The sequence below is a fragment of the Accumulibacter sp. genome, from assembly GCF_036625195.1.
In the GTDB taxonomy this organism is placed as follows: domain Bacteria; phylum Pseudomonadota; class Gammaproteobacteria; order Burkholderiales; family Rhodocyclaceae; genus Accumulibacter.
The window spans coordinates 4,808,095-4,834,980 of the sequence record NZ_JAZKUG010000001.1 but is presented as its reverse complement, the minus strand read 5'-3'; the positions used below and the strand labels follow the sequence as shown (position 1 = coordinate 4,834,980).

Here is a 26,886-nt window from a genome sequence, read left to right as displayed (position 1 = left end):
CGGCAACGCACCATGCCGCTCGCCGCAGGCAGCGTCCATGACGGCGGAACCGCATGCGCGACGACCGCCGCTCCGCGCGGGCGAACGCGCAGCGAAGGGTGGAAACCCGGCACCGCATCACCGGCGCCAGGAAGCGGCGCCAACTGGAGGAGGTCACGACGCTTGGGAAAGTTCTGTCCCCCGCGCCTGCCGCGGGTGCTGGTGCGTGAGCGCCTGTTCCGGCTCATCGACGACGGGCTGCGGGCATCGGCCGTGTGGATCGCCGGTTGCGCCGGAGCCGGCAAGACCACCCTCATCAGCAGCTACCTCGATAGCCGACAACGGACCGCGTGCTGGTATCAGGTCGATCGCACCGACATCGATGCCGCCGGCTGCTGCCATTTCCTGCGGCAGGCGACCGGGAGCGCGACCGCTTCCGCCGCCGGCAGCATGCTGCCGCTCGATTCGCTGGCCGGGAGCGATCTGCGGGCCTTCTTCCGGCACTACTTTGCCGACCTCTACCGCGGATTTCCCGGCCCCGTCACACTGGTCTTCGACAACACGCAGGAGGCTCTTTCCTCGCCGACCTTCCGCGCGCTGGTCGTGGCCGCCATCGCCGAGGCGCCGGCAAGCGTCCGCCTGCTCGTCGCCAGCCGCGTGCGGCCGATGGCAGACTTCGCGCGCCTGCTTGCCAACGAGCATCTGGCCGTCCTCGACCCGGAACAACTCCCGTTCACCGAGGACGAATCGCTCGCCGTGCAGCGATTGGCGCGGCCGCTGGCCGGCACCCGCTCGCTGCGCGAGATGACCCGGCTGCACCAGCTCAGCCGCGGCTGGCCGGCCGGACTGAAGTTGCTGCTGCAGTTGCCGCAGGTTCCTGCCAGGAACCTGCAGGCCGACACCGCCGCCGACCAGGCCGCGCTCTTCGCCTACCTGGCGGGCGAGATCTTCGAGCAGCAACCGGCCGGCGTACAGCGCATGCTGCTTGAACTCGCGCACTTCCCGCGCATGAGTGCCCGCATTGCGGAGGATCTGTGCGGCAGCGCAGCAGCGGCAGAGGTACTGGCCGCGATGCATCACGACAGTCTCCTCACGACCCTGCACGGTAGCGGGGAACAGGCGCAGTACGAATTCCACCCGCTGCTGCGCGAGTTCCTGCGCCGCCGCGCCCTGGCGCAACTCGCCGGCGACGAGCAGGCACGCCTGCGCCGTCGCGCCGCAGCCCTGCTCATAGCGGCAGGCGACCTCGAGTCCGCCGCCCAGCTCCTGATCGACGGCCAGCACTGGGATGAGCTGCGCGAGCTGATCCGCAACGCCGCCGAATCGCTGCTGCGCATGGGAGCCCACCGCACCCTCGCCGACTGGCTGCAGGCGCTGCTCCCCGAACTGCGCGACGACGACCCCTGGTTGTCCTACTGGTACGGCGAAGCCGAACTGCACTTCGACCCACCGCTGGCACAGGAGCGCTTTGCGCGGGCCTACCGGCTGTTCCGCGAGCGCCGCGATGGCGACGGCGCCTATCTCGCCTGGTCGGCGAGCGTCGACCTGATCTGCCTCGAGTGGGCCGACTTCAGCCAGCTCGATTGCTGGCTGGATGAGGTGACAACACTGCGCGGGTTTTTCGGTGACCCACCGGCCGCGCTGCACGAACGCTTCACGGCGAGCATCTTCAGCGCGCTGATGTTCCGCCGACCGCAGGACCCGGACATCGGCGTCGTCGAACAGCGCCTGCTGGGTCTCGTCGAGCAGTGCGCCGACCCCGGCCGGCGCTTGCTTCTTGGCTGCAACCTGCATATCTACTACGCCGCCTGCGTCGGCCGCCACACGGAACTCGAGCGGCTGATGAATGCCCTGCGGCCGCCCGACGCAGCCGCTCTGCCGCCGGTCTTCGCAGTTCTCTGGGAAGCGCTGCAGGCGATGCACGACTGGCGCCATGGGTGTTGCGCGCAGACGATCAGCACGGTTACGCGGGCGGTTCGCCTGGCGCGCGAGCACGGCTTGCGGATGTGGGACTTCCTGCTCGCCGCACTCGAGGTGTATGGGTGGATCAACGATGGCTTCGCCGACCGCGCACAGTTGGCGTTGCAGCGCTTCGAGCGGATGATCGAACCGCGGCGCAAGGTCGATCTGGCGCACTTCGACTACCTGAAGACGCTGGCACGACTCGTCGCCGGCGACCGCGTCGGCGCGCTTGCCGCCGCCGAGTCGGCAAATGCCATCGCCGATCGCTACGGCGGAACACATCAGCACGCGCTGGGTCGTCTGTCACTGGCGCAGGCGCTGCACGCCTGCGGGCGGGCCGGCGAAGCCTGGCGGGCGCTCGCGAGTGCCCGCCGCTACGGCGATCTGATGCAGGGTGAGATCATCCGCTACGAGATCGACCTGTGTGAAGCGACTTTCGCCCTCGCTGCCGGCGACGAAGCGCGCTGCGCCGGCGCGCTGCAACGTGCCTTCACCGTCGGCGCGCGGCAGGATTACCGCAACCACCACCACTTCTTTCCGAGCGAGATGGCCCGCCTCTGTGCCTTCGCCCTCGAACACGACATCGTCCCCGACTTCGCCGGCCGCCTGATCGGCATCCGGCGCCTGAAGCCGCCGCGCATCGATCTGCCGCAGTGGCCATGGCACGTGCGCATTCACACCCTGGGGCGCTTCAGCCTGGTCGTCGCCGGACAGCCGATCAGCGCGACCGACGGTCTGCAGCAGAAGCCGCTCGAACTGCTGCGCGTCCTCATCGCACTGGGCGGCCGAGCGATCCGGATCAGCGAAGTGATCGGCGAGATCTGGCCGGCGGACGCGACGATCGACGGCGAGTGCCGCGCACCGAAGAGGCGGAGCCGGCGTCCGCCGTTGGTCGCGGGCGAGGCGGCGGCGGTCGGCAGACGCGAGCGCGGCGCTTTCGACAGCACTCTCTCGCGGCTGCGGCGGATCCTCGGCGGCGACGGCGAGCCCGATGACCTGGTTCTGGTCGAGGACGGGCTGCTGCGGCTCAATCCCGACCGCTGCTGGGTCGACCTCTGGTGTTGCCAGCGTTCGCTGGGAAAGCTCCGCGCGCTGCTCGATGCGCCCGAGCCACCGCCGGCGGCGGAGCTGCTGGTGCCCGCACGCGAGCTTCTGCGCCACTACCACGGCGACTTCCTGGCCCGCGAAGCGCCGCTGCCGTGCGTCACCCGCCTGCGCGACGACCTGCGCCAGCAAGTGGTCAGCACTCTTGCCGATCTCGCCGCCGTCCTCTGTCGCGCCCGCTTGCACGACGAGGCGGCGAAGCTGTACGAACGGGCGACGGCGATCGACCCCTGCCGCGAGCGGCTGTACCGCGAGTGGATGACCTGCCTGCAGCAGCAGGGCGAAGTCGCGGAAGGACTGCGCGTCTACCAGCGCTGCCGCGAGGTGCTCGCCGATCGCCTCGGCAGTCGCCCGTCCCCCGCCACGGAAGCGGTTCGCCACGCGCTCGCGGCAACATCCTGCGGCGCCGGCGACCGCGACTGAGAGGTCGCCCGGTCGATCGCCAGGGCAAAGGCAGCCATCGTCCCCGCAGGCCGCCGATATTCCCAGGGCCGTACAGCTCGCGGCCGACATCGAGGAATGATCGTGGTTGAGAAAATCCGTGTTGCCGACCTTCCCGAGTCCGATGCGGCCGAACACTTCGACAGCGCACGTGATTGCCGAGTATCTGAGGGCGATGATCGAGGACGGGGATCCCGCTTTGCTGGCGGCTGTCCTGGGCGACATTGCCCGAGCGCGCGGCATGACCGAGATTGCCAAGGCATCCGGGATTGGCCGTGAGGACTTGTACAAGGCACTTCGTCCGGGTGCCCAGCCGCGCTTCGACACCATCGCCAGGGTGTGCGCTGCCTCATCGGTTGTCACCTTCACACCTGCAGTGGCCCGGCGGCGCCTTTTCCGCGGCCGCGCGGCGCTTGGTCGGGACGTCCACGATGGTGCTCAGAGGACCACCATGTATGCTCCACGTAAGATGAAAGTCGTCGGCCGCAGCCCTTTGCCGTCTGCTAGATTCGCCCGCAGAACGGCATGGCAAGCGAACGCGGGGACGGCGGACGCAAGGCCGCGCGAGTCAGCAAGCCGGTCGGCCAACGATTGACGGGGGGCAGGGGAATGGGTACGAACTGGGTATTTGTCGATTGCCGCGTGGACGACCGGGCGGCACTGCTGGCGGGTCTCGGCGTCGACAGCGAATGGCGGCTCGTCGGCCCGGACGAAGACGGGCTGCGGCAGATTCGCGCAGCCCTCGACGGGCAGCGCGATGTCGCTTCGATCCGCATCGTCGCGCACGGCCGGCCGGGCGCCATCCTGCTCGGGTCCACCGAGATCGACGGCGACACGCTGGCGCGGCGCGACGGCGAGCTGGCGCGGATCGGGCAGGCGCTGGCCGTCGGCGGCGATCTGCAGCTCTACGCCTGCGCGGTCGGCGACGGCGAGGTCGGCAGGGCCTTCGTCGACGCGCTCGCCGAAGGACTGGGTGTGCCGGTCGCGGCCGCGTCGACGCCGGTCGGGCATGCCGACCTTGGCGGCGACTGGCGGCTGGATGTAGGACGGGCAACCAGCCCGGCCTTTCGAGTTCTTGACTGGCGCGGCAGACTCGGGATGAGCATTACTCTGACCCCGTACCATCCAACTCGCAGTGCCAGCGAGTGGCGCAACTACGAAGCTTTCGCAGCACTGAAGATTGACGGGTCCGTTTTGACATGGGGGAGAGCCTCGTCGGGCGGCGACAGCAGCGCCGTCGCGCTCCAGCTGGCAGGCACGATCGACGTCACACAGGTGTTTTCAACAGGTTTCGCCTTCGCCGCGTTGCGCGAAGATGGATCGGTCGTGACGTGGGGGTCTTGGGGTGGTGACAGCAGTGCCGTCGCGGGAGAGATCGACGGAACAATCGATGTTACACGAGTGTCCTCCACCGCCACCGCCTTTGCCGCGCTGCGTGCAGATGGATCGGTCGTGACCTGGGGGGCTTCTTGGTGGGGTGGTGACAGCGGCGCCGTGGCGGAATCGCTGAATGGCGCGATCGACGTCACGCAAGTGTTTTCTACGGGAACAGCTTTTGCTGCTCTTCGCGCGGATGGCTCGGTCGTAACGTGGGGCGATGCGGTCCACGGTGGCGACAGTTCATTGGTCGCATCAGCGCTTGACGGCACCATCGACACCCTCGATGTCACCCGCATCTTTTCCAATCATGAAGCCTTTGCGGCTTTGCGGGCCGACGGATCGCTTGTCACGTGGGGGCATCCGTTCGAAGGTGGCGCTCCCCCTGCCGAATTGTCGAATAGGCTCGATGGCACCGTCGACGTGGTCTACGTGGCGGCGTCCGATTATGCCTTTGCGGCACTCCTGGACGACGGATCGGTCGTCTCTTGGGGAAACGGGGTGTTCGGCGCCAACAGTGCCGCGGTCGCGGCGGATCTCGTCGACGTCACGCAAGTGTTCGCGACCCATGGCGCGTTTGCCGCCCTCCGTGCCGACGGATCCGTCGTTACCTGGGGGCTCGACCACGCAGGCGGTGACAGCTCGCTGGTAGCCACAGCGCTGGACGGATCGATCGATGTCGTCGAGGTGGTTCCTTCAGACAACGCGTTTGCAGCACTGCGCGCCGACGGATCAGTCGTGTCGTGGGGACACGAATGGAACATCAGCGGGCAATTCGTGTTCGGCGCCATAGTCGCCGACGGCTCGATCCCGGTTACACAGATCTTTTCGACAAGGAACGCGTTCGCGGCATTGCGGGCGGATGGATCGATCGTCACGTGGGGGCGCTCGTCGGATGGGGGCGACAGTTCGCGGGTAGCGTCCGATCTGGATGGAACAATCGACGTGACGCGGGTCTTTTCCACCGCCAGTGCCTTTGCCGCGCTGCGAGCGGATGGTTCGGTGGTCGTCTGGGGATGGCCTTTCTCCGGCGGTGACGCCAACATGGACCATTCTGGCGTCAGTCCCGCAGGGAGGCCGTTAAACGATGTTGTCAGCATGGCCGACCCGTTTGCACTGGACGTGTATTCGCCGACGGGCGGAAACACCCTCACGGGCAGTCGAGGAAACGACCACCTGAATGGCGGTGGTGCGAACGATGTCCTCGACGGCAGTGACGGCAATGACACCCTCGCCGGCGATTCCGGTAACGATATCCTGCTCGGCGGCCTCGGCGACGACCTCCTCAGCGGCGGCGCCGGTGCCGATAGCATGGTCGGCGGCGACGGATCCGACTTCTACGACGTAGACGACGCAGGCGACAGCGTCAGCGAGACCAACGCCGATCCCGCCAGCGGTGGCATCGACCAGGTCTTGACTTATCTGGCCGCCTACACCCTCGGTACCCACGTCGAGAATGGCCGCATCCTCGCCACCGGCGCGGCCAACCTCACCGGCAACAATCTCGACAACCGCCTCGAAACCGGGATCGGCAACAACCTCCTTGATGGTGCCGGCGGCAACGACACCGTCAGCTACCTCTACGGCGCCAGCAGCGGCGTTAGCGTCAGCCTCGCCATCGTTGGCGCACAGGCCACGGGTGGGTCCGGCAGCGACACGCTGATCGCGATCGAGAACCTCGGCGGATCCAACCATGACGACAGCCTCACCGGCGACGGCAACGGCAATCGCCTGAGTGGCGCGCAGGGCAACGACTTGCTCAATGGTGGTGCTGGCAACGACACCCTCGATGGCGGCACCGGCAACGACCGCCTCTGGGGCGGCACCGGAGCCGACAGCCTGACTGGTGGCGACGGCTCCGACCAGTACTACGTTGACCACGCCGGCGACAGCGTCACCGAAACCAACGCCAACCCCGCCACCGGCGGCACCGACCAGGTCTTCAGCTCGCTCGCCGCCTACACCCTCGGCGCGAACGTCGAGAACGGCCGCATTCTTGTCGCCGGAATCGCCAGCCTCACCGGCAACGACCTCGACAACCTCCTCTACGGCGGCAGCGGCAACAACCTGCTCGACGGCGCCGGCGGCAACGACACCGCGAGCTACCTCTACGGCGTCAGCAACGGCGTCAGCGTCAGCCTCGCCATCGCCGGCCCGCAGGCGACCGGCGGTTCCGGCAGCGACACCCTGGTCGGCATCGAGAACCTCAGCGGCTCGATCCACGCCGACACGCTGACCGGCGACGGCAACGCCAACCGGCTCGAAGGCGCCAGCGGCAACGACACCCTGGCTGGTGGTGCCGGCGACGACACCCTCGACGGCGGCCTCGGCGCCGACAGCCTGATCGGTGGCGACGGCTCCGACCAGTATTACGTGGATCATGCCGGTGACAGCGTCACGGAGACCAATGCCAACCCCGTCAGCGGCGGGACTGACTGGGTCTTCAGCGGCCTCACCGCCTACACCCTCGCCACTCACATCGAGAACGGCCGCATCCTGGCGACTGGCGCCGCCAACCTCACCGGCAACGCCCTCGACAACCTCCTCGACGCCGGCACTGGCAACAACCTCCTCGACGGCGCCGGCGGCAACGACACCGTCAGCTACCTCTACGCCGTCAGCGGCAGCGGCGTCAGCGTCAGCCTCGCCCTTGCCGGCGCGCAAGCGACCGGCGGCTCCGGCAGCGACACTCTCGCCGGAATCGAGAACCTCAGCGGCTCGGCCTACGACGACACCCTCACTGGCGACGCCAAGGCCAACCGTCTCAGCGGCGCGCAAGGCAACGACTTCCTCAACGGCGGTGCCGGCAACGATACCCTCGACGGCGGCGCCGGCAACGACCGCCTCTGGGGTGGCAGCGGCGCCGACAGCCTGATCGGTGGTGACGGCTCCGACTTCTACTACCTCGACGACGCCGGCGACAGCGTCAGCGAGACCAACGCCAACCCGGCAACCGGCGGCACCGACCAGGTCCTCAGCTACCTCGCCAGCACCACCCTCGGCGCCCACATCGAGAACGGCCGCATCCTCGCCACCGGCGTCGCCAACCTCACCGGCAACGCCCTCGACAACCTCCTCGACGCCGGCACCGGCGCCAACCTCCTCGACGGCGCCGGCGGCAACGACACCGTCAGCTACCTCTATGGCGCCAGCAGCGGTGTCAGTGCCAGCCTCGCCATCCTTGGCGCCCAGGCCACCGGCGGCTCCGGCAGCGACACCCTCGCCGGCATCGAGAACCTCAGCGGCTCCACCTACGACGACACCCTCACCGGCGACGGCAACGCCAACCGCCTCAACGGCGCCCAGGGCAACGACTTCCTCAATGGCAACGCCGGCAACGACAGCCTCGACGGCGGCGCCGGCAACGACACCCTCTGGGGCGGCACCGGTGCCGACAGCCTGACTGGCGGCGACGGCTCTGACCTCTACTACGTCGACCACGCCGGCGACAGCGTCGGCGAAAGCAACGCCAATCCCGCCACCGGCGGCATCGACCAGGTCTTCAGCTACCTCGCCGCCTACACCCTCGGCGCGAACGTCGAGAACGGCCGCATCCTCGCCACCGGCGCCGCGAGCCTGAGCGGCAACGCCCTCGTCAACCTTCTCTACGCCGGTGTGGGCAACAACCTCCTAGACGGCGCCGGCGGCAACGACACCGTCAGCTACCTCTACGGCGTCAGCGGCAGCGGCGTCACCGCCAGCCTCGCCACCGGCACCGCGACCGGCGGGTCCGGCAGCGACACGCTGGTCGCGATCAAGCACCTCGTCGGCTCGGCCTACGCCGACACCCTCAGCGGCGACGGCGGCGCCAACGTCCTCAGCGGCGGCAACGGCAACGACACCCTCAGCGGCGGCCTCGGCGCCGACACCTTCCGCTTCGACACGCTCCCCAATGCCGCGACCAACCGCGACACGATCAGCGACTTCAACGTCCTCGACGACACCATCGAAATCGAGAACGCCATCTTCACCTCGCTGCCGAACGGCCCGCTGGCCGCCACCTCGTTCCGCTCCGGCGCCGGCCTCACCACCGCCGCTGACGCCGACGACTGCCTCCTCTACGACAGCAGCAGCGGTGCGCTCTACTATGATGCCGCCGGCAACGGCGGGGCCGGCCCGGTGCAGATCGGCACACTCGGCAGCGGGCTGACATTGAGCCACCTCGACTTCGTCATCACCTGATGGCTGAGCGCAGACCATCGCGTCGCGGTCCCCGGCGGCCTGTCATCGCCGGGGCGGCCGCGAGGCCAGTCCGGGATGTGCCGGTAAATCGCGACGATCCTGCTGCAGAAGAGTAGCCTCGGCTCCCAGTTTACGATATGGTCTTTCGGCCTCCTCGTTCCCATCCGTGGTTGCTCTCAGTCTGTCCGTCAGGCCGTGATCACACGCGCAGCACATTCGATCGCAGCCTCCGACGCAGTGAGCGCGGGCTCTGCGGTTGCGGCGGTTCCTGGGTGGTGAAACTGCTGCCGCCCCCGGAGGCTCGGGAGATCCAGTTTCGCTATCGGGGTCGCCCATGCGGAGCTGAAGCACCTGACAGCTGACGGTCAAACCATCCGGCGCCGTTTGCCACTCTCCAAAGTGCTCTTTCACGGGTATCCATCGCCTGCCGTTCTCCACCCAAACTTCTTCTCGGAGCAGATATGCCTCGCGTCATTACCGCCGACCACATCGTCATCAGCGAATACGCTACCCCCGCCGTGTTCACCGTACGCCTTTCGGAAGCCGATCTCCTGGCTCCGGTGACCCTGAGTTGGAGCCTCAGCGGACTGACCGCAGCGAATGGCACCGACTACGTCGACGCGTCCGGGGTGCTCAGCTTCGCTGCCGGGGTCGTCGAGCGAAGCGTCACGGTGTCGATCGTGAACGACGCGATTGCTGAAGCGCCGGAGACCTTTGCGTTGAGCCTGTTCTCCGCGAGCGCAAATGCACAGATTGGCAATCCGTTTGCGATCGCGACGATCATCGACAACGATGCGACTTCCGGAACGCCGGTGTTGACGATCAACGACTTCGTGGTCGATGAAGCGGCGAAGGAAGCGACGTTCGTGCTGACGCTGGACCGGCCGTCGAGCGGGGTCGTGTCGCTGAACTACGCGACGCAGAACGGCGGCGCGCTCGCCGGCAGCGACTACGTGGCGACGAGCGGCAGCCTGAACTTTGCCCCGGGCGAGACGGCGAAGACGGTCAAGGTGACACTGCTCAACGACAGCGCAAGCGAAACGTCGGAAGCCTTCAACCTCGTCCTCTCGGCGCTGAGCGGAGCGACGACGCTGGACGCAGTGGGGACGGCGATCATTGCCGAGAACGACGCGGCGCCGGGCAGCAGTTCCAACATCTCCGTAGACGACATCGTCGTCGGCGAAAGCCAGACCTACGCGGATTTTCTCGTGCGTTTGGATCGGCCAAACACGGGAACGGTGACGGTCGATTACCGGACTTCCCCCGGAACGGCCGAAGACTATTTGAGCCGTGACTTTGTCGAGCAGTCGGGCTACCTGAGCTTTGCCCCCGGCGAGATGGTCAAGACGGTGCGAGTGACGCTGACCAACGACACCACCATCGAGCCGACCCAAAACTTCTGGTTGTGGCTGTCGAACGCGAGCGCCAACGCGACGATTGCGCGCGATGCCGCGATCGCGACGATCATCGACAACGATGCGACTTCCGGAACGCCGGTGTTGACGATCAACGACTTCGTGGTCGATGAAGCGGCGAAGGAAGCGACGTTCGTGCTGACGCTGGACCGGCCGTCGAGCGGGGTCGTGTCGCTGAACTACGCGACGCAGAACGGCGGCGCGCTCGCCGGCAGCGACTACGTGGCGACGAGCGGCAGCCTGAACTTTGCCCCGGGCGAGACGGCGAAGACGGTCAAGGTGACGCTGCTCAACGACAGCGCAAGCGAAACGTCGGAAGCCTTCAACCTCGTCCTCTCGGCGCTGAGCGGAGCGACGACGCTGGACGCAGTGGGGACGGCGATCATTGCCGAGAACGACGCGGCGCCGGGCAGCAGTTCCAACATCTCCGTAGACGACATCGTCGTCGGCGAAAGCCAGACCTACGCGGATTTTCTCGTGCGTTTGGATCGGCCAAACACGGGAACGGTGACGGTCGATTACCGGACTTCCCCCGGAACGGCCGAAGACTATTTGAGCCGTGACTTTGTCGAGCAGTCGGGCTACCTGAGCTTTGCCCCCGGCGAGATGGTCAAGACGGTGCGAGTGACGCTGACCAACGACACCACCATCGAGCCGACCCAAAACTTCTGGTTGTGGCTGTCGAACGCGAGCGCCAACGCGACGATTGCGCGCGATGCCGCGATCGCGACGATCATCGACAACGATGCGACTTCCGGAACGCCGGTGTTGACGATCAACGACTTCGTGGTCGATGAAGCGGCGAAGGAAGCGACGTTCGTGCTGACGCTGGACCGGCCGTCGAGCGGGGTCGTGTCGCTGAACTACGCGACGCAGAACGGCGGCGCGCTCGCCGGCAGCGACTACGTGGCGACGAGCGGCAGCCTGAACTTTGCCCCGGGCGAGACGGCGAAGACGGTCAAGGTGACGCTGCTCAACGACAGCGCAAGCGAGTCGTCGGAAACCTTCAACCTCGTCCTCTCGGCGCTGAGCGGTGTGACGACGCTGGACGCGGTGGGGACGGCGATCATTGCCGAGAACGACGAGGCTTCGGCGAGCAGTTCGAACATTTCGGTAGACGACATCGTCGTCGGCGAAAGCCAGACCTACGCGGATTTTCTCGTGCGTCTGGATCGGCCGAACACGGGAACGGTGACGGTCGATTACCGGACTTCCCCCGGAACGGCCGAAGACTATTTGAGCCGTGACTTTGTCGAGCAGTCGGGCTACCTGAGCTTTGCCCCCGGCGAGATGGTCAAGACGGTGCGAGTGACGCTGACCAACGACACCACCATCGAGCCGACCCAAAACTTCTGGTTGTGGCTGTCGAACGCGAGCGCCAACGCGACGATTGCGCGCGATGCCGCGATCGCGACGATCATCGACAACGATGCCCCGTCCGGAACGCCGGTGCTGACGATCAACGACTTCGTGGTCGATGAGGCGGCGAAGGAAGCGACGTTCGTGCTGACACTGGACCGGCCGTCGAGCGGGGTCGTGTCGCTGAACTACGCGACGCAGAACGGCGGCGCGCTCGCCGGCAGCGACTACGTGGCGACGAGCGGCAGCCTGAACTTCGCGCCGGGCGAGACAGCCAAGACGGTGAAGGTGACGCTGCTCAACGACAGCGCGAGCGAGTCGTCGGAAACCTTCAACCTCGTCCTCTCGGCGCTGAGCGGTGTGACGACGCTGGACGCGGTGGGGACGGCGATCATTGCCGAGAACGACGAGGCTTCGGCGAGCAGTTCGAACATTTCGGTAGACGACATCGTCGTCGGCGAAAGCCAGACCTACGCGGATTTTCTCGTGCGTCTGGATCGGCCGAACACGGGAACGGTGACGGTCGATTACCGGACTTCCCCCGGAACGGCCGAAGACTATTTGAGCCGTGACTTTGTCGAGCAGTCGGGCTACCTGAGCTTTGCCCCCGGCGAGATGGTCAAGACGGTGCGAGTGACGCTGACCAACGACACCACCATCGAGCCAACCGAGAACTTCTGGTTGTGGCTGTCGGACGCGAGCGCCAACGCGACGATTGCGCGCGATGCCGCGATCGCGACGATCATCGACAACGATGCGACTTCCGGAACGCCGGTGTTGACGATCAACGACTTCGTGGTCGATGAAGCGGCGAAGGCAGCGACGTTCGTGCTGACGCTGGACCGGCCGTCGAGCGGGGTCGTGTCGCTGAACTACGCGACGCAGAACGGCGGCGCGCTCGCCGGCAGCGACTACGTGGCGACGAGCGGCAGCCTGAACTTTGCCCCGGGCGAGACGGCGAAGACGGTCAAGGTGACGCTGCTCAACGACAGCGCAAGCGAAACGTCGGAAGCCTTCAACCTCGTCCTCTCGGCGCTGAGCGGAGCGACGACGCTGGACGCGGTGGGGACGGCGATCATTGCCGAGAACGACGCGGCCTCGGCGAGCAGTTCGAACATTTCGGTAGACGACATCGTCGTGGGCGAAAGCCAGACCTACGCGGATTTTCTCGTGCGTCTGGATCGGCCGAACACGGGAACGGTGACGGTCGACTACGGGACTACCCCCCTAACGGCCGAAGACTATTCGAGCCGTGACTTTATCCGGCAGTCAGGCTACCTGAGCTTTGCCCCCGGCGAGATGGTCAAGACAGTGCGGGTGACGCTGACCAACGACACCACCATCGAGCCGACCGAGAACTTCTGGTTGTGGCTGGACCACGCGAGCGCCAACGCGACGATCGCGCGCGATGTCGCGATCGCGACGATCATCGACAACGATGCACCGACCGGAACGCCCGTAGTGCACGTCGCCGATGCCGTGGTGGACGAGTCGGCCGGCCTGGTCTACGTTCCGATGCTATTGGACAGGCCCAGCGCCGGCAACGTCACGTTCAACTACGAGGTGTTGGGAATCAGCGCTGTCGCCGGATCGGATTTCACTATCTTCCCTGCGCAGACGGTGGGTTTCGCGCCGGGTGAAACCGCCAAGTGGATTACCGTGGGCATCGTCGACGATTCCGCGCCTGAGCCGGCCGAACTGTTTCAGGTAACGCTCACGCAAGCCAGTGGAGCAACTGTCGGCACAGCTTCCGGGCATGTCTTGATCTCGCGCAACGATCAGTCGCCGGTGGTCACGCCGGCGATCCACCTGAGCAATGCCGTTGCCGTCGAGGGCCAGGGCTATCTGGACTTCGTCGCGACGCTCAGCGCCCCCAGTGCCAACGTCGTCCGGGTTTCCTATCAAACCTACAACGGAACTGCCACCAGCTTCTCGAATGGCGACTTCATCGGGCAGTCAGGGTCGCTCGTTTTCGCACCGGGCGACACGACCAGGACGATCCGCGTGACCGTTCGGGATGACTCTGAAACTGAAACGCCCGAGGGTTTCACCGTGCAACTACAGTCACCGATCAACGCCACTCTCGGCAATACGGTTGCGACGGGCACGATCCTGGACAACGACGGTCCGCCACCGCTTTCCGTCACCCTGCCCGGAACGCCGGCCGCTGACATCCTCCTTGGTTCGCCCTTTGGCGACGCGATCGACGGCGGTGCAGGCGACGACGTCCTGAATGGCGGCGGTGGCAGCGATACGCTGACTGGCGGCATCGGCGACGACGTCTATGTCATTGAAGACGCCGGCGACACGTACGTGGAGGCCATCGGGGAGGGCACCGATCTGGTCATCAGCTACCTGCCAGCCCTGACGCTGGGCGCGAACGTCGAAAATCTGCAACTTGCGGGGAACTCGACCACCGGCGCCGGCAATGGTCTCGACAACCGAATCACTGGCAATCCGCGCGACAACCTGCTGAATGGCGACCTGGGCAGCGATACGCTGCATGGCGGGCAGGGCAACGACTTCCTCAACGGCGGTGCCGGCAACGACACCCTGGATGGTGGCTCCGGCAACGACACCCTGTGGGGTGGCACCGGCGCCGACAGCCTGATCGGCGGCGACGGTTCCGACTCCTACTACGTCGACAACGCCGGTGACAGCGTGACGGAGACCAATGCCAACCCCGCCAGCGGCGGCACCGACAAGGTCTTCAGCAACCTCGGGGCCTACACCCTCGGCGCCCACATCGAGAACGGCCGCATTCTCGCCACCGGCGCCGCCAACCTCACCGGCAACACCCTCGACAACTTCCTCGAAGCCGGCACCGGCAACAACCTCCTCGACGGCGCCGGCGGCAACGACACCGTCAGCTACCTCTACGCCGTCAGCGGCAGCGGCGTCAGCGTCAGCCTCGCCCTTGCCGGCGCCCAGGCCACCGGCGGCTCCGGCAGCGACACCCTCGCCGGAATCGAGAACCTCAGCGGCTCCACCTACGACGACACCCTCACCGGCGACGGCAACGCCAACCGCCTCAGCGGCGCGCAAGGCAACGACTTCCTCAATGGCGGCGCCGGCAACGACACACTCGACGGCGGCGCCGGCAACGATCGCCTCTGGGGCGGCAGCGGTGCCGACAGCCTGCTCGGTGGTGATGGATCCGACTTCTACTACCTCGACGACGCCGGCGACAGCGTCAGCGAGACCAACGCCAACCCGGCAACGGGCGGCACCGACCAGGTCCTCAGCTACCTTGCCAGCACCACCCTCGGCGTCCACATCGAGAACGGCCGCATCCTGGCGAGCGGCGCCGCCAACCTCACCGGCAACGCCCTCGACAACCTCCTCGACGCCGGCACCGGCAACAACCTCCTCGACGGCGCGGGCGGCAACGACACCCTCAGCTACCTCTACGGCGCCAGCAGCGGCGTCAGCGTCAGCCTCGCCATCCTCGGCGCCCAAGCCACCGGCGGCTCCGGCAGCGACACCATCGCCGGCATCGAGAACCTCAGCGGCTCCACCTACGACGACACCCTCACCGGCGACGGCAACGCCAACCGCCTCAACGGCGCGCAAGGCAACGACTTCCTCAATGGTGGTGCCGGCAACGACAGCCTCGACGGCGGCGCCGGCAACGACACCCTCTGGGGCGGCACCGGTGCCGACAGCCTGAGCGGCGGCGATGGCTCCGACGCGTACTACATCGACAATGCCGGCGACAGCGTCACGGAAAGCAACGCCAATCCCGCCACCGGCGGCATCGACCAGGTCTTCAGCTCGCTCGCCGCCTACACCCTCGGCGCGAACGTCGAGAACGGCCGCATCCTCGCCACGGGCGCAGCGAGCCTGAGCGGCAACGCCCTCGCCAATTTGCTCTACGCCGGGGCCGGTGCCAACGTCCTCAACGGTGCTGGCGGCAACGACACCCTCAGCTACCTCTACGGTGCCAGCAGCGGCGTCAGCGTCAGCCTCGCCGTTGCCGGCGCCCATGCCACGGGCGGCTCCGGCAGCGACACGCTGGTCGCGATCGAGAACCTCGTCGGCTCGACCTACGCCGACACCCTGACCGGCGACGGCCTGGCCAACCGGCTCGAAGGCGGCAACGGCAACGACACACTCGCCGGGGGTGCCGGCAACGACACCCTGCTCGGCGGCCTCGGCGCCGACATCTTCCGCTTCGACACCCTGCCCAACGCCGCGACCAACCGCGACACGATCGGCGACTTCAACGTCGTCGACGACACGATCGAACTCGAGAACGCGATCTTCACTTCACTGTTGAGCACCGGCACCCTGGCTGCCGGCTCGTTCCGCTCCGGTGCCGGAATCACCGCTGCCGCCGACGCCGACGACTACCTCATCTACGACGCCAGCAGCGGCGCGCTGTACTACGACGCCAACGGCAACGCCGGAGCCGGCCCCGTGCAGATCGCCAGTCTCGGCAGTGGGCTGACGTTGAGCCAACTCGATTTCGTCATCACCTGATTACAGGAATCCCACAGCTTACAAAATCTCAACCCACCATCTTCTCGGAGCAGATATGTCTCGCGTCATCAGCGTCGACCACATCGTCATCAGCGAATTCGCTACCCCCGCCGTGTTCACCGTGCGCCTGTCCGAAGCGGACTTGCTGAATCCGGTAACGGCAAGTTGGGGTCTCAAGGTCGAGACGGCGGTAAGTGGCGCCGACTATGGCTACGCAACCGGGCTGCTCACTCTTGCCCCGGGGATCGTCGAACAGACCATCAGCGTTGCCATCGTGAACGACGCAACGCCCGAGATGGCAGAGTCGTTCGCGCTGACCCTGTCCTTCCCGAGCGCGAATGCCGTCATCGGTAACACGGTGGCGGTCGCGACGATCATCGACGACGATGCGACGCCAGGAACGCCGGCGGTCACGATCAACAACTTCGTGGTGGACGAGTCGGCGAAGGAAGCGAGCTTTGTCGTGACGCTCGATCGGCCGTCGAGCGGTGTCGTGTCGATGAGCTACGCGACGCAGGACGCTGGTGCGCTGGCGGGAAGCGATTACGTTGCCACGAGCGGCAGCCTGAATTTCGCGCCGGGCGAGATGGCGAAGACGGTGAAGGTGGTTCTGCTCGACGAGATTGCGAGCGAATCGTCGGAAGCGTTCAACCTCGTCCTGTCGGCGCTGAGCGGTGCGACGACGCTCGACCCGGTGGGGACGGCGATCATTGCCGCGAACGACGCGCAGCAGGTGGCGAAGTCGAACATCTCGGTGGACCACGTCGTCGTCGGCGAGAGTCAGGCGTACGCCGACTTTCTCGTGCGGCTCGATCAGCCAAACACCAACACGGTGACGGTGGATTACAGGACCTCGAGTCGCACGGCGAGCAGTTACTCGGCTGCCGACTTCGTGGGTCAGGACGGGACGCTGGCGTTTGCCCCTGGCGAGATGGTGAAGACTGTGCGGGCGACGCTGGCTAACGACACAGAGTCGGAGCCAACCGAGAGCTTCAGGCTGTTGCTCTCCGGCGCGAGCGACAATGCGACGATCGCGCGCGACGTCGCAACGGCGACGATCATCGACGACGACGCGACCCCGGGAACGCCGACGGTCACGATCAGCGACTTCGTGGTAGACGAGTCGGCTAAGGAAGCGAGCTTTGTCGTGACGCTCGACCGGCCGTCGAGCGGCGTCGTGTCGATGAGCTACGCGACACAGGACGCTGGTGCGCTGGCGGGAAGCGATTACGTTGCCACGAGCGGCAGCCTGAATTTCGCGCCGGGCGAGATGGCGAAGACGGTGAAGGTGGTTCTGCTCGACGAGATTGCGAGCGAATCGTCGGAAGCGTTCAACCTCGTCCTGTCGGCGCTGAGCGGTGCGACGACGCTCGACCCGGTGGGGACGGCGATCATTGCCGCGAACGACGCGCCGCAGGTGCTGAAGTCGAACATCTCGGTGGACCACGTCGTCGTCGGCGAGAGTCAGGCGTACGCCGACTTTCTCGTGCGTCTCGATCAGCCCAACACCGACACGGTGACGGTGGATTACAGGACCTCGGTTCGCACGGCGAGCAGTTACTCGGCTCTCGACTTCGTGGGTCAGGACGGGACGCTGGCGTTTGCCCCTGGCGAGATGGTGAAGACTGTGCGGGCGACGCTGGCTAACGACACAGAGTCGGAGCCAACCGAGAGCTTCAGGCTGTTGCTCTCCGGCGCGAGCGACAATGCGACGATCGCGAGCGACGTCGCAACGGCGACGATCATCGACGACGACGCGACCCCGGGAACGCCGACGGTCACGATCAGCGACTTCGTGGTAGACGAGTCGGCGAAGGAAGCGAGCTTTGTCGTGACGCTCGATCGGCCGTCGAGCGGTGTCGTGTCGATGAGCTACGCGACGCAGGACGCTGGTGCGCTGGCGGGAAGCGATTACGTTGCCACGAGCGGCAGCCTGAATTTCGCGCCGGGCGAGATGGCGAAGACTGTCAAGGTGGTTCTGCTCGACGAGATTGCGAGCGAATCGTCGGAAGCGTTCAACCTCGTCCTGTCGGCGCTGAGCGGTGCGACGGCGCCCGATCCGGTGGGGACGGCGATCATTGCCGCGAACGACGCTCCGCAGGTGGCGAAGTCGAACATCTCGGTGGACCACGTCGTCGTCGGCGAGAGTCAGGCGTACGCCGACTTTCTCGTGCGGCTCGATCAGCCAAACACCGGCACGGTCACAGTCCGCTATGAGACGACCAGCGGTGGAACGGCCAGCCTGCCCAACATCGACGTCTGGCATCAGATCGGGGACCTGACGTTTGCCCCGGGCGAGATGGTCAAGACGGTGCGGGTGACGCTGGCCAACGACTCGACGCCGGAGCCAGCCGAGAGCTTCAGGCTGTCGCTCTACGGCGCCAGCGCCAACGCGACGATCGCGCGCAATTTCGCAACGGCGACGATCATCGACGATGACGCGACGCCGGGGACGCCGGTGGTGTCGATCACCGACGTCGTCGTCGACGAGTCGTCCGATCTGGTGCAGGTGGCGCTCGTTCTCGACAAGCCCAGCTCCGGCAACGTAACGGTCAGCTACCAGGTCCAGGCGGTCACCGCTGCCTTCGGATCGGATTTCATCGTGTTTCCGGCACAAACGGTGGCATTTGCGCCGGGCGAGATGGCCAAATGGATTGCGGTGGGCATCGTCGACGATTCCGCGCCTGAGCCGACGGAGTTGTTCGACGTGGCGATCACGGCGGCCACTGGAGCCACCATCGGCACCGACTACGGGCACGTCTTGATCTCCCGCGGCGACGAGGTTCCTGTCGCAATGCCGGTGGTCAATCTCAGCAGTGTTCTGGCGGTCGAGGGCGACGGTTACGTTGACTTCGTTGCGACCCTCAGCGCCCCCAGTTCGAACGTCGTCAAGGTTGCCTACAGAACCAACGTGGGCACCGCTACCAGCTATTCGAATGGAGATTTCGTCGAGCAGACAGGGTCGCTGACCTTCACACCGGGAGAAACGGCCAAGACCATTCGGCTGATCATTGCAGATGACCCTGCCGTCGAAGTGCAGGAGAACTTCTCTCTGCAACTGCACACCGCGGTCAATGCAACCCTTGGCAACGCGATCGCTGGCGGGACGATCCTGGACAACGACGGTCCAGCACCGGTTTCGGTCAATCTTTCCGGGACAGCCGCCGCAGACATCCTGCGCGGCTCCGCATTCGCCGACACCATCAACGGTGCCGCGGGCAACGACGTCCTGCTTGGCGGCGGCGGCAGCGATGCACTGACGGGCGGAGCCGGTGACGATATCTACCTGATCGAAGATGCGGGCGACACCTGCACCGAGGCTCTCGCGGAAGGCACCGATCTGGTGATCAGTTACCTGTCAACGCTCACGCTGGGTGCCCATGTCGAGAACCTGCAACTGGCCGGGAACGCCATTACCGGGGTCGGCAACAGCCTCGACAACCGGATCACGGGCACGACCGGCGACAACACGCTGCAGGGCGGCGCCGCCAACGACACGCTGCAGGGCGGACTCGGTAACGACACCGTCGACGGCGGCGCCGGCACCGACACCGCCAGCTACGCCGACGCCACCGCCGGCGTCACCGTCACCCTGACGGCGCCCGGCGTGCAGCAGAACACCGTCAATGCCGGCCTCGACACCCTCAACGGCATCGAAAACCTCATCGGCAGCGGCTTCAATGACTCGCTGACCGGCGATAACGGCAACAACTCGCTGCAGGGTGGCGCCGGCAACGATACGCTGCGTGGTGCACTCGGCAACGACTTCCTCGATGCTGGTGCCGGCAACGATACCCTCGACGGCGGTGCCGGCAACGACACCCTTTGGGGCGGCACCGGCGCCGACAGCCTGATCGGCGGCGACGGTTCCGACTCCTATTACGTCGACAACGTCGGCGACAGCGTCAGCGAAACGAACGCCAACCCCGCCACCGGCGGCACCGACCAGGTCTTCAGCACCCTCGGGGCCTACACGCTCGGCGCCCACATCGAGAACGGCCGCATCCTCGCCACCGGTGCCGCCAACCTCACCGGCAACGCCCTCGACAACGTCCTCGAAGCCGGCACCGGCGCCAACCTCCTCGATGGCGCCGGCGGCAACGACACCGTCAGCTACCTCTACGCCGTCAGCGGCAGCGGCGTCAGCGTCAGCCTCGCCATCGCCGGCGCCCAGGCGACCGGCGGCTCCGGCAGCGACACCCTCGCCGGCATCGAGAACCTCACCGGCTCCACCTACGACGACACCCTCACCGGCGACGGCAACGCCAACCGCCTCAGTGGCGCGCAAGGCAACGACTTCCTCAATGGCGGTGCCGGCAACGACACCCTCGACGGCGGCGCCGGCAACGACCGCCTCTGGGGCGGCACTGGTGCCGACAGCCTGGTCGGTGGTGACGGCTCCGACTTCTACTACCTCGACGACGCCGGCGACAGCGTCACCGAAAGCAACGCCAACCCGGCAACCGGCGGCACCGACCAGGTCCTCAGCTACCTCGCCAGCACCACCATCGGCGCCCACGTCGAGAACGGCCGCATTCTCGCCACCGGAGCCGCCAACCTCACCGGCAACACCCTCGACAACCTCCTCGACGCCGGCACCGGCAACAACCTCCTCGACGGTGCCGGCGGCAACGACACCCTCAGCTACCTCTACGGCGCCAGCAGCGGCGTCAGCGTCAGCCTCGCCATCCTCGGCGCCCAGGCCACCGGCGGCTCCGGCAGCGACACCCTCGCCGGCATCGAGAACCTCAGCGGCTCCACCTACGACGACACCCTCACCGGCGACGGCAACGCCAACCGCCTCTCCGGCGCCCAGGGCAACGACTTCCTCAATGGCAATACCGGCAACGACAGCCTCGAAGGGGGCGCCGGCAACGACACCCTCTGGGGCGGCACCGGCGCCGACAGCCTGGTCGGTGGTGACGGTTCCGACGCGTACTACATTGACAATGCCGGCGACAGCGTCACGGAAAGCAACGCCAATCCCACCACCGGCGGCATCGACCTCGTCTACAGCTCCATCGCCGCCTACACCCTCGGTGCGAACGTCGAGAACGGCCGCATCCTCGCCACGGGTGCAGCCGACCTCAGCGGCAACGCTCTCGCCAACCTCCTCTACGCCGGCGCCGGTGCCAACCTCCTCAACGGTGCTGGCGGCAACGACACCCTCAGCTACCTCTACGGCGCCAGCAGCGGCGTCAGCGTCAGCCTCGCCGTTGCCGGCGCCCAAGCCACGGGCGGCTCCGGCAGCGACACGCTGGTCGCGATCGAGAACCTCATCGGCTCGACCCACGCCGACACCCTGACCGGCGACGGCCTGGCCAACCGGCTCGAAGGCGGCAACGGCAACGACACCCTCGCCGGGGGTGCCGGCAACGACACCCTGCTCGGCGGCCTCGGCAACGACAGCCTGACGGGCGGCGTCGGGGCCGACATCTTCCGCTTCGACACCCTGCCCAACGCCGCGACCAACCGCGACACGATCGGCGACTTCAAGGTCGTCGACGACAGCTTCGAACTCGAGAATGCCGTCTTCGCCTCGCTCGCCACCGGCACTCTCGCCGCCGGCTCGTTCCGCTCCGGCGCCGGTTTCAGCAGCGCTGCCGACGTCGACGACTACCTGGTCTACGACACCAGCAGCGGCGCGCTCTACTACGACGCCGCCGGCAACGTCGGTGCGGGCCCCGTGCAGATCGCCACACTCGGCAGCGGGCTGACATTGAGCCACCTCGACTTCGTCATCACCTGAGGCTTGATCTACGCCGGACGATCGTCGAACGGTCTGCCGGCGCAGCCCATGGGGCAGAGGGATGTGGCGCTGCAGTCTGGATTGGCTGTCCCGTTTCCGAGCATCCGGGGTCGCCGACCGGCAGCAAATCAGGAACGCGGTCGCCGGAGAGTGGTGGCAGCGAGAACGGCAGCTCTCGGAAGTTGATGCCTGCGCGTGCTGTCTTTCCCCACTCTTATCCTGCTGTACGGAATCTTGGGGCCCGCTCCGCCGAGGCAAGGGCCGGAAGCGCACCACGCCAAGACGCCGACGTTCTCGGAAACGGGAAAGACTGTTAACATTAAACCTCTTGCTTGACAAGGCAAAATGGTCGTGCGTGCTTCAGCAGGAACGCGACAACCGTGGGGGATGCGGCTTCGTCGGTTTTGATTTTTTCTTTCTTGGGGAGAAGGCAGGATGGCTACAAGCGGTACGATCAATGCCGTGGGTGACCACGACTGGTTCAGGATGACTCTCGCTGCGAACACCTTGTACGTGCTCGCAACCACGCACGCTGGCGGCAAGGTTCTGTCGATTCTTGACGCCAATGGCGCTTTTGGCGGTGGGTCAGGGGACGCCTCGGGAAGTGGACAACTGGCTTTCATGCCGGCGGTAGCGGGCACGTACTACGTCGATGTCGGCGATTGGTTCAGCACGACGGGATCCTATGAGCTGCGCCTGACAGCAGTTGCTGACGACTACCGCAACAACATCACGACAACGGGCATCCTGGCCGTCGGCGGCACGGCGTCAGGGACCATCAACGCGGTTGGTGACCACGACTGGTTCAAGATGAGCCTCACGGCGAACGCCTTGTACACTCTTGCCGCCAAGACCGGAAATCTGGTGGATGAGGACAAGCTCCTCATGATCTACGATGCCAGCGGCAACTTCGTTGACCAGCTGGATGCCGCGGGGGCACAACTTGCGTTCATGCCGGCACTGACGGGGACCTATTACGTGGACCTCGCGGACCTCAGCGGCGCCACTGGCGCCTATTCGCTGAGCCTGGCGTCCGTCGCCGACGACTATGGCAACAACTCAAGCACCACCGGGGTATTGTCAGTGGGCGGCACGGCCACCGGGACGATCGACGCTGTTGGCGACCACGACTGGTTCAAGATCACCCTGGCGGCGAACACCTTGTACACGCTGGTCGCCGAGGATGGAGTCGCGTTCGATGGGGCAAAGCTTTTCACCATCCTGGACGGCAGCGGCAGCCCTGTTGATCAACCGGGCTACGTGTGGGGCGCGCAAGGATTCTTTGGTGGGCGCGGGGCGTTCATGTTCGCGGCGGCCGGCACCTACTACGTGGACGTCGCCGACGCGTATGACCAAACGGGCACCTATACGCTGCGCTTGGACTCGGTCGCCGATGACTATCGCAACAACGCCACCACAACCGGGACGCTGGCAGTCGGTGGTTCGGCCACCGGGACGATCAACGCGGTTGGTGATCACGACTGGTTCAAGATGACGCTGACGGCGAACACCTTGTACACCTTTGCCGCCAAGACGGGCAACGTGGTCGATGGCTACAAGGTCCTTACGCTGTTCGACGCCAATGGCCCGTTGGGAATCGAGCTGACGGGTTTTCCGGTCGTTCAGGGGCAGCTCGGTTTCATGCCGGCCGTGACGGGCACGTACTACGTCGATATTGCCGACTGGCTCGGCGGAACGGGAGACTATTCGCTGAGCTTGGCGACGGTCGCGGACGACTACCGCAACAACACGACCACGACCGGCATCGTGTCGGTCGGTGGCACGACGACCGGCATGATCGACGCCTTCGGGGACCACGACTGGTTCAAGGTGACGCTGACGGCGAACACCCTGTATGCGGTCGTCGCCAAGAACGGGGTGGTGGTCGATGGCAACAAGTTCCTCAGGATCTACGATGCCAGTGGCACCGCCCTGGGCGAACAGGCCGACAGCATGAGGAGTGGGCAACTCGCCTTCATGCCCACCGTGACGGGCACGTACTACGTGGACGTTTCCGACCTGATCGGCGAAACCGGTGCCTACTCGCTGAGCGTGGCATCCGTTGCCGATGACTATCGCAACAACACGACGACCACGGGCATCCTCGAGGTTTCTGCAGGCCCTATTTCTGGCACGCCAAACAACGACAATCTGGTTGGTACGAACACCGCCGACACATTGGACGGGGGTGCCGGAAACGATTCCATCACCGGCGGTTTCGGCAACGACACCCTGCTCGGCGGCCCCGGCGACGACCTCCTCAGCGGTGGCGTCGGTGCTGACAGCCTGGTCGGCGGCGATGGTTCCGACTTCTACTACGTAGACGACGCAGGCGACAGCGTCACCGAAACCAACGCGGATCCCGCCAGCGGTGGCATCGACCAGGTCTTCAGCACCCTGGCCACCTACACCCTCGGCGCCCACATCGAGAATGGCGGCATTCTCGCCAACGGTGCCGCAAACCTCACCGGCAACGACCTCGACAACCTCCTGTACGCCGGCAGCGGCAACAACCTCCTCGACGGCGCTGGCGGCAACGACACCGTCAGCTACCTCTACAGCGCCAGCAGTGGCGTCAGCGTCAGCCTCGCCATCGCCGGCGCGCAGGCGACCGGCGGTTCCGGCAGCGACACCCTGATCGCCATCGAGAACCTCAGCGGCTCCACCTACGACGACAACCTCACCGGCGACGGCAACGCCAACCGCCTGAGTGGTGAGCAGGGCAACGACTTCCTCAACGGTGGTGCCGGCAACGACACCCTCGATGGTGGCTCCGGCAACGACACCCTGTGGGGCGGCACCGGCGCCGACAGCCTGATCGGCGGCGACGGTTCCGACTCCTATTACGTCGACAACGCCGGTGACAGCGTGACGGAGACCAATGCCAACCCCGCCAGCGGCGGCACCGACAAGGTCTTCAGCAACCTCGGGGCCTACACCCTCGGCGCCCACATCGAGAACGGCCGCATTCTCGCCACCGGCGCCGCCAACCTCACCGGCAACACCCTCGACAACGTCCTCGAAGCCGGCACCGGCAACAACCTCCTCAACGGCGCCGGCGGCAACGATACCGTCAGCTACCTCTACGCCGTCAGTGGCAGCGGCGTCAGCGTCAGCCTCGCCATCGCCGCCGCGCAGGCCACCGGCGGCTCGGGCAGCGACACCCTCGCCGGCATCGAGAACCTCAGTGGCTCCACCTACGACGACACACTCACCGGCGACGGCAACGCCAACCGCCTGAGTGGCGCGCAAGGCAACGACTTCCTCAATGGCGGCGCCGGCAACGACACCCTCGACGGCGGCGCCGGCAGCGACCGCCTCTGGGGCGGCACCGGCGCCGACAGCCTGGTCGGCGGCGACGGCTCCGACTTCTACTACCTCGACGACGCCGGCGACAGCGTCAGCGAGACCAACGCCAACCCGGCAACGGGCGGCACCGACCAGGTCCTCAGCTACCTTGCCAGCACCACCCTCGGCGTCCACATCGAGAACGGCCGCATCCTGGCGAGCGGCGCCGCCAACCTCACCGGCAACGCCCTCGACAACCTCCTCGACGCCGGCACCGGCAACAACCTCCTCGACGGCGCGGGCGGCAACGACACCCTCAGCTACCTCTACGGCGCCAGCAGCGGCGTCAGCGTCAGCCTCGCCATCCTCGGCGCCCAAGCCACCGGCGGCTCCGGCAGCGACACCATCGCCGGCATCGAGAACCTCAGCGGCTCGACCTACGACGACACCCTCACCGGCGACGGCAACGCCAACCGCCTCAACGGCGCCCAGGGCAACGACTTCCTCAATGGCGGCGCAGGCAATGACAGCCTTGACGGCGGCGCCGGCAACGACACCCTCTGGGGCGGCACCGGTGCCGACAGCCTGAGCGGCGGCGATGGCTCCGACGCGTACTACATCGACAATGCCGGCGACAGCGTCACGGAAAGCAACGCCAATCCCGCCACCGGCGGCATCGACCAGGTCTTCAGCTCGCTCGCCGCCTACACCCTCGGCGCGAACGTCGAGAACGGCCGCATCCTCGCCACGGGCGCAGCGAGCCTGAGCGGCAACGCCCTCGCCAATTTGCTCTACGCCGGGGCCGGTGCCAACGTCCTCGACGGCGCCGGCGGCACCGACACCCTCAGCTACCTCTACGGCGCCAGCAGCGGCGTCAGCGTCAGCCTCGCCGTTGCCGGCGCCCAAGCCACGGGCGGCTCCGGCAGCGACACGCTGGTCGCGATCGAGAATCTCATCGGCTCGACCCACGCCGACACCCTGACCGGCGACGGCCTGGCCAACCGCCTCGAAGGCGGCAACGGCAACGACACCCTGCTCGGCGGCCTCGGCAACGACAGCCTGACGGGCGGCCTCGGCACCGACATCTTCCGCTTCGACACCCTGCCCAACGCCGCGACCAACCGCGACACGATCGGCGACTTCAACGTCGTCGACGACACGATCGAACTCGAGAACGCGATCTTCACTTCACTGTTGAGCACCGGCACCCTGGCCGCCGGCTCGTTCCGCTCCGGTGCCGGAATCACCGCTGCCGGCGACGCCGACGACTACCTCATCTACGACACCACGAGCGGCGCGCTGTACTACGACGCCGCCGGCAACACCGGTGCCGCACCGGTGCAGATCGCCAGTCTCGCCCCTGGGCTGGCGCTCACGAGTCTCGACTTCCTCGTCACCTGATGCCGTGCCAGCGGCTGGGCAACGCCTGTGCAGCCGACTCGCGACCGCATCACGCGGCCGCCGTCGGCTGTTCCAGGGCCCGCCATGTATGCTGCAGGTAAGAAGGAAACGACCCTCCAAGCCCCTTGTCAGCCTGCTAAATTCATC

Annotated in this window: 5 protein-coding genes and 1 pseudogene; all 6 read left to right on the top strand. The window is 66.5% G+C overall.

Annotated features, from left to right (window positions below):
* The first annotated feature begins 162 nt into the window (after window positions 1–162).
* Window positions 163–3,468, top strand: coding sequence for a BTAD domain-containing putative transcriptional regulator (locus V5B60_RS20665; RefSeq protein ID WP_332349814.1), 3,306 nt, complete (start codon window positions 163–165; stop codon window positions 3,466–3,468).
* Between the two features lie 96 nt (window positions 3,469–3,564).
* Window positions 3,565–3,844, top strand: a pseudogene (locus V5B60_RS20660) (addiction module antidote protein); the annotation flags it as partial.
* A gap of 167 nt (window positions 3,845–4,011) precedes the next feature.
* Window positions 4,012–9,045: a DUF4347 domain-containing protein gene (locus tag V5B60_RS20655; protein ID WP_332349812.1), complete on the top strand. Its 5,034-nt coding sequence runs from the start codon at window positions 4,012–4,014 to the stop codon at window positions 9,043–9,045.
* A gap of 461 nt (window positions 9,046–9,506) precedes the next feature.
* Complete coding sequence (locus tag V5B60_RS20650; protein WP_332349810.1) at window positions 9,507–16,301, top strand: beta strand repeat-containing protein; 6,795 nt, start codon at window positions 9,507–9,509, stop codon at window positions 16,299–16,301.
* Window positions 16,302–16,356: 55 nt separating this feature from the next.
* Entirely contained in the window at window positions 16,357–22,050 is a 5,694-nt protein-coding gene (locus tag V5B60_RS20645) for a beta strand repeat-containing protein (RefSeq protein ID WP_332349808.1), read from the top strand.
* A 435-nt stretch (window positions 22,051–22,485) separates the two neighbouring features.
* Window positions 22,486–26,739, top strand: a complete 4,254-nt coding sequence (locus V5B60_RS20640) for a beta strand repeat-containing protein (RefSeq protein WP_332349806.1) — start codon at window positions 22,486–22,488, stop codon at window positions 26,737–26,739.
* Window positions 26,740–26,886 lie beyond the last annotated feature (147 nt).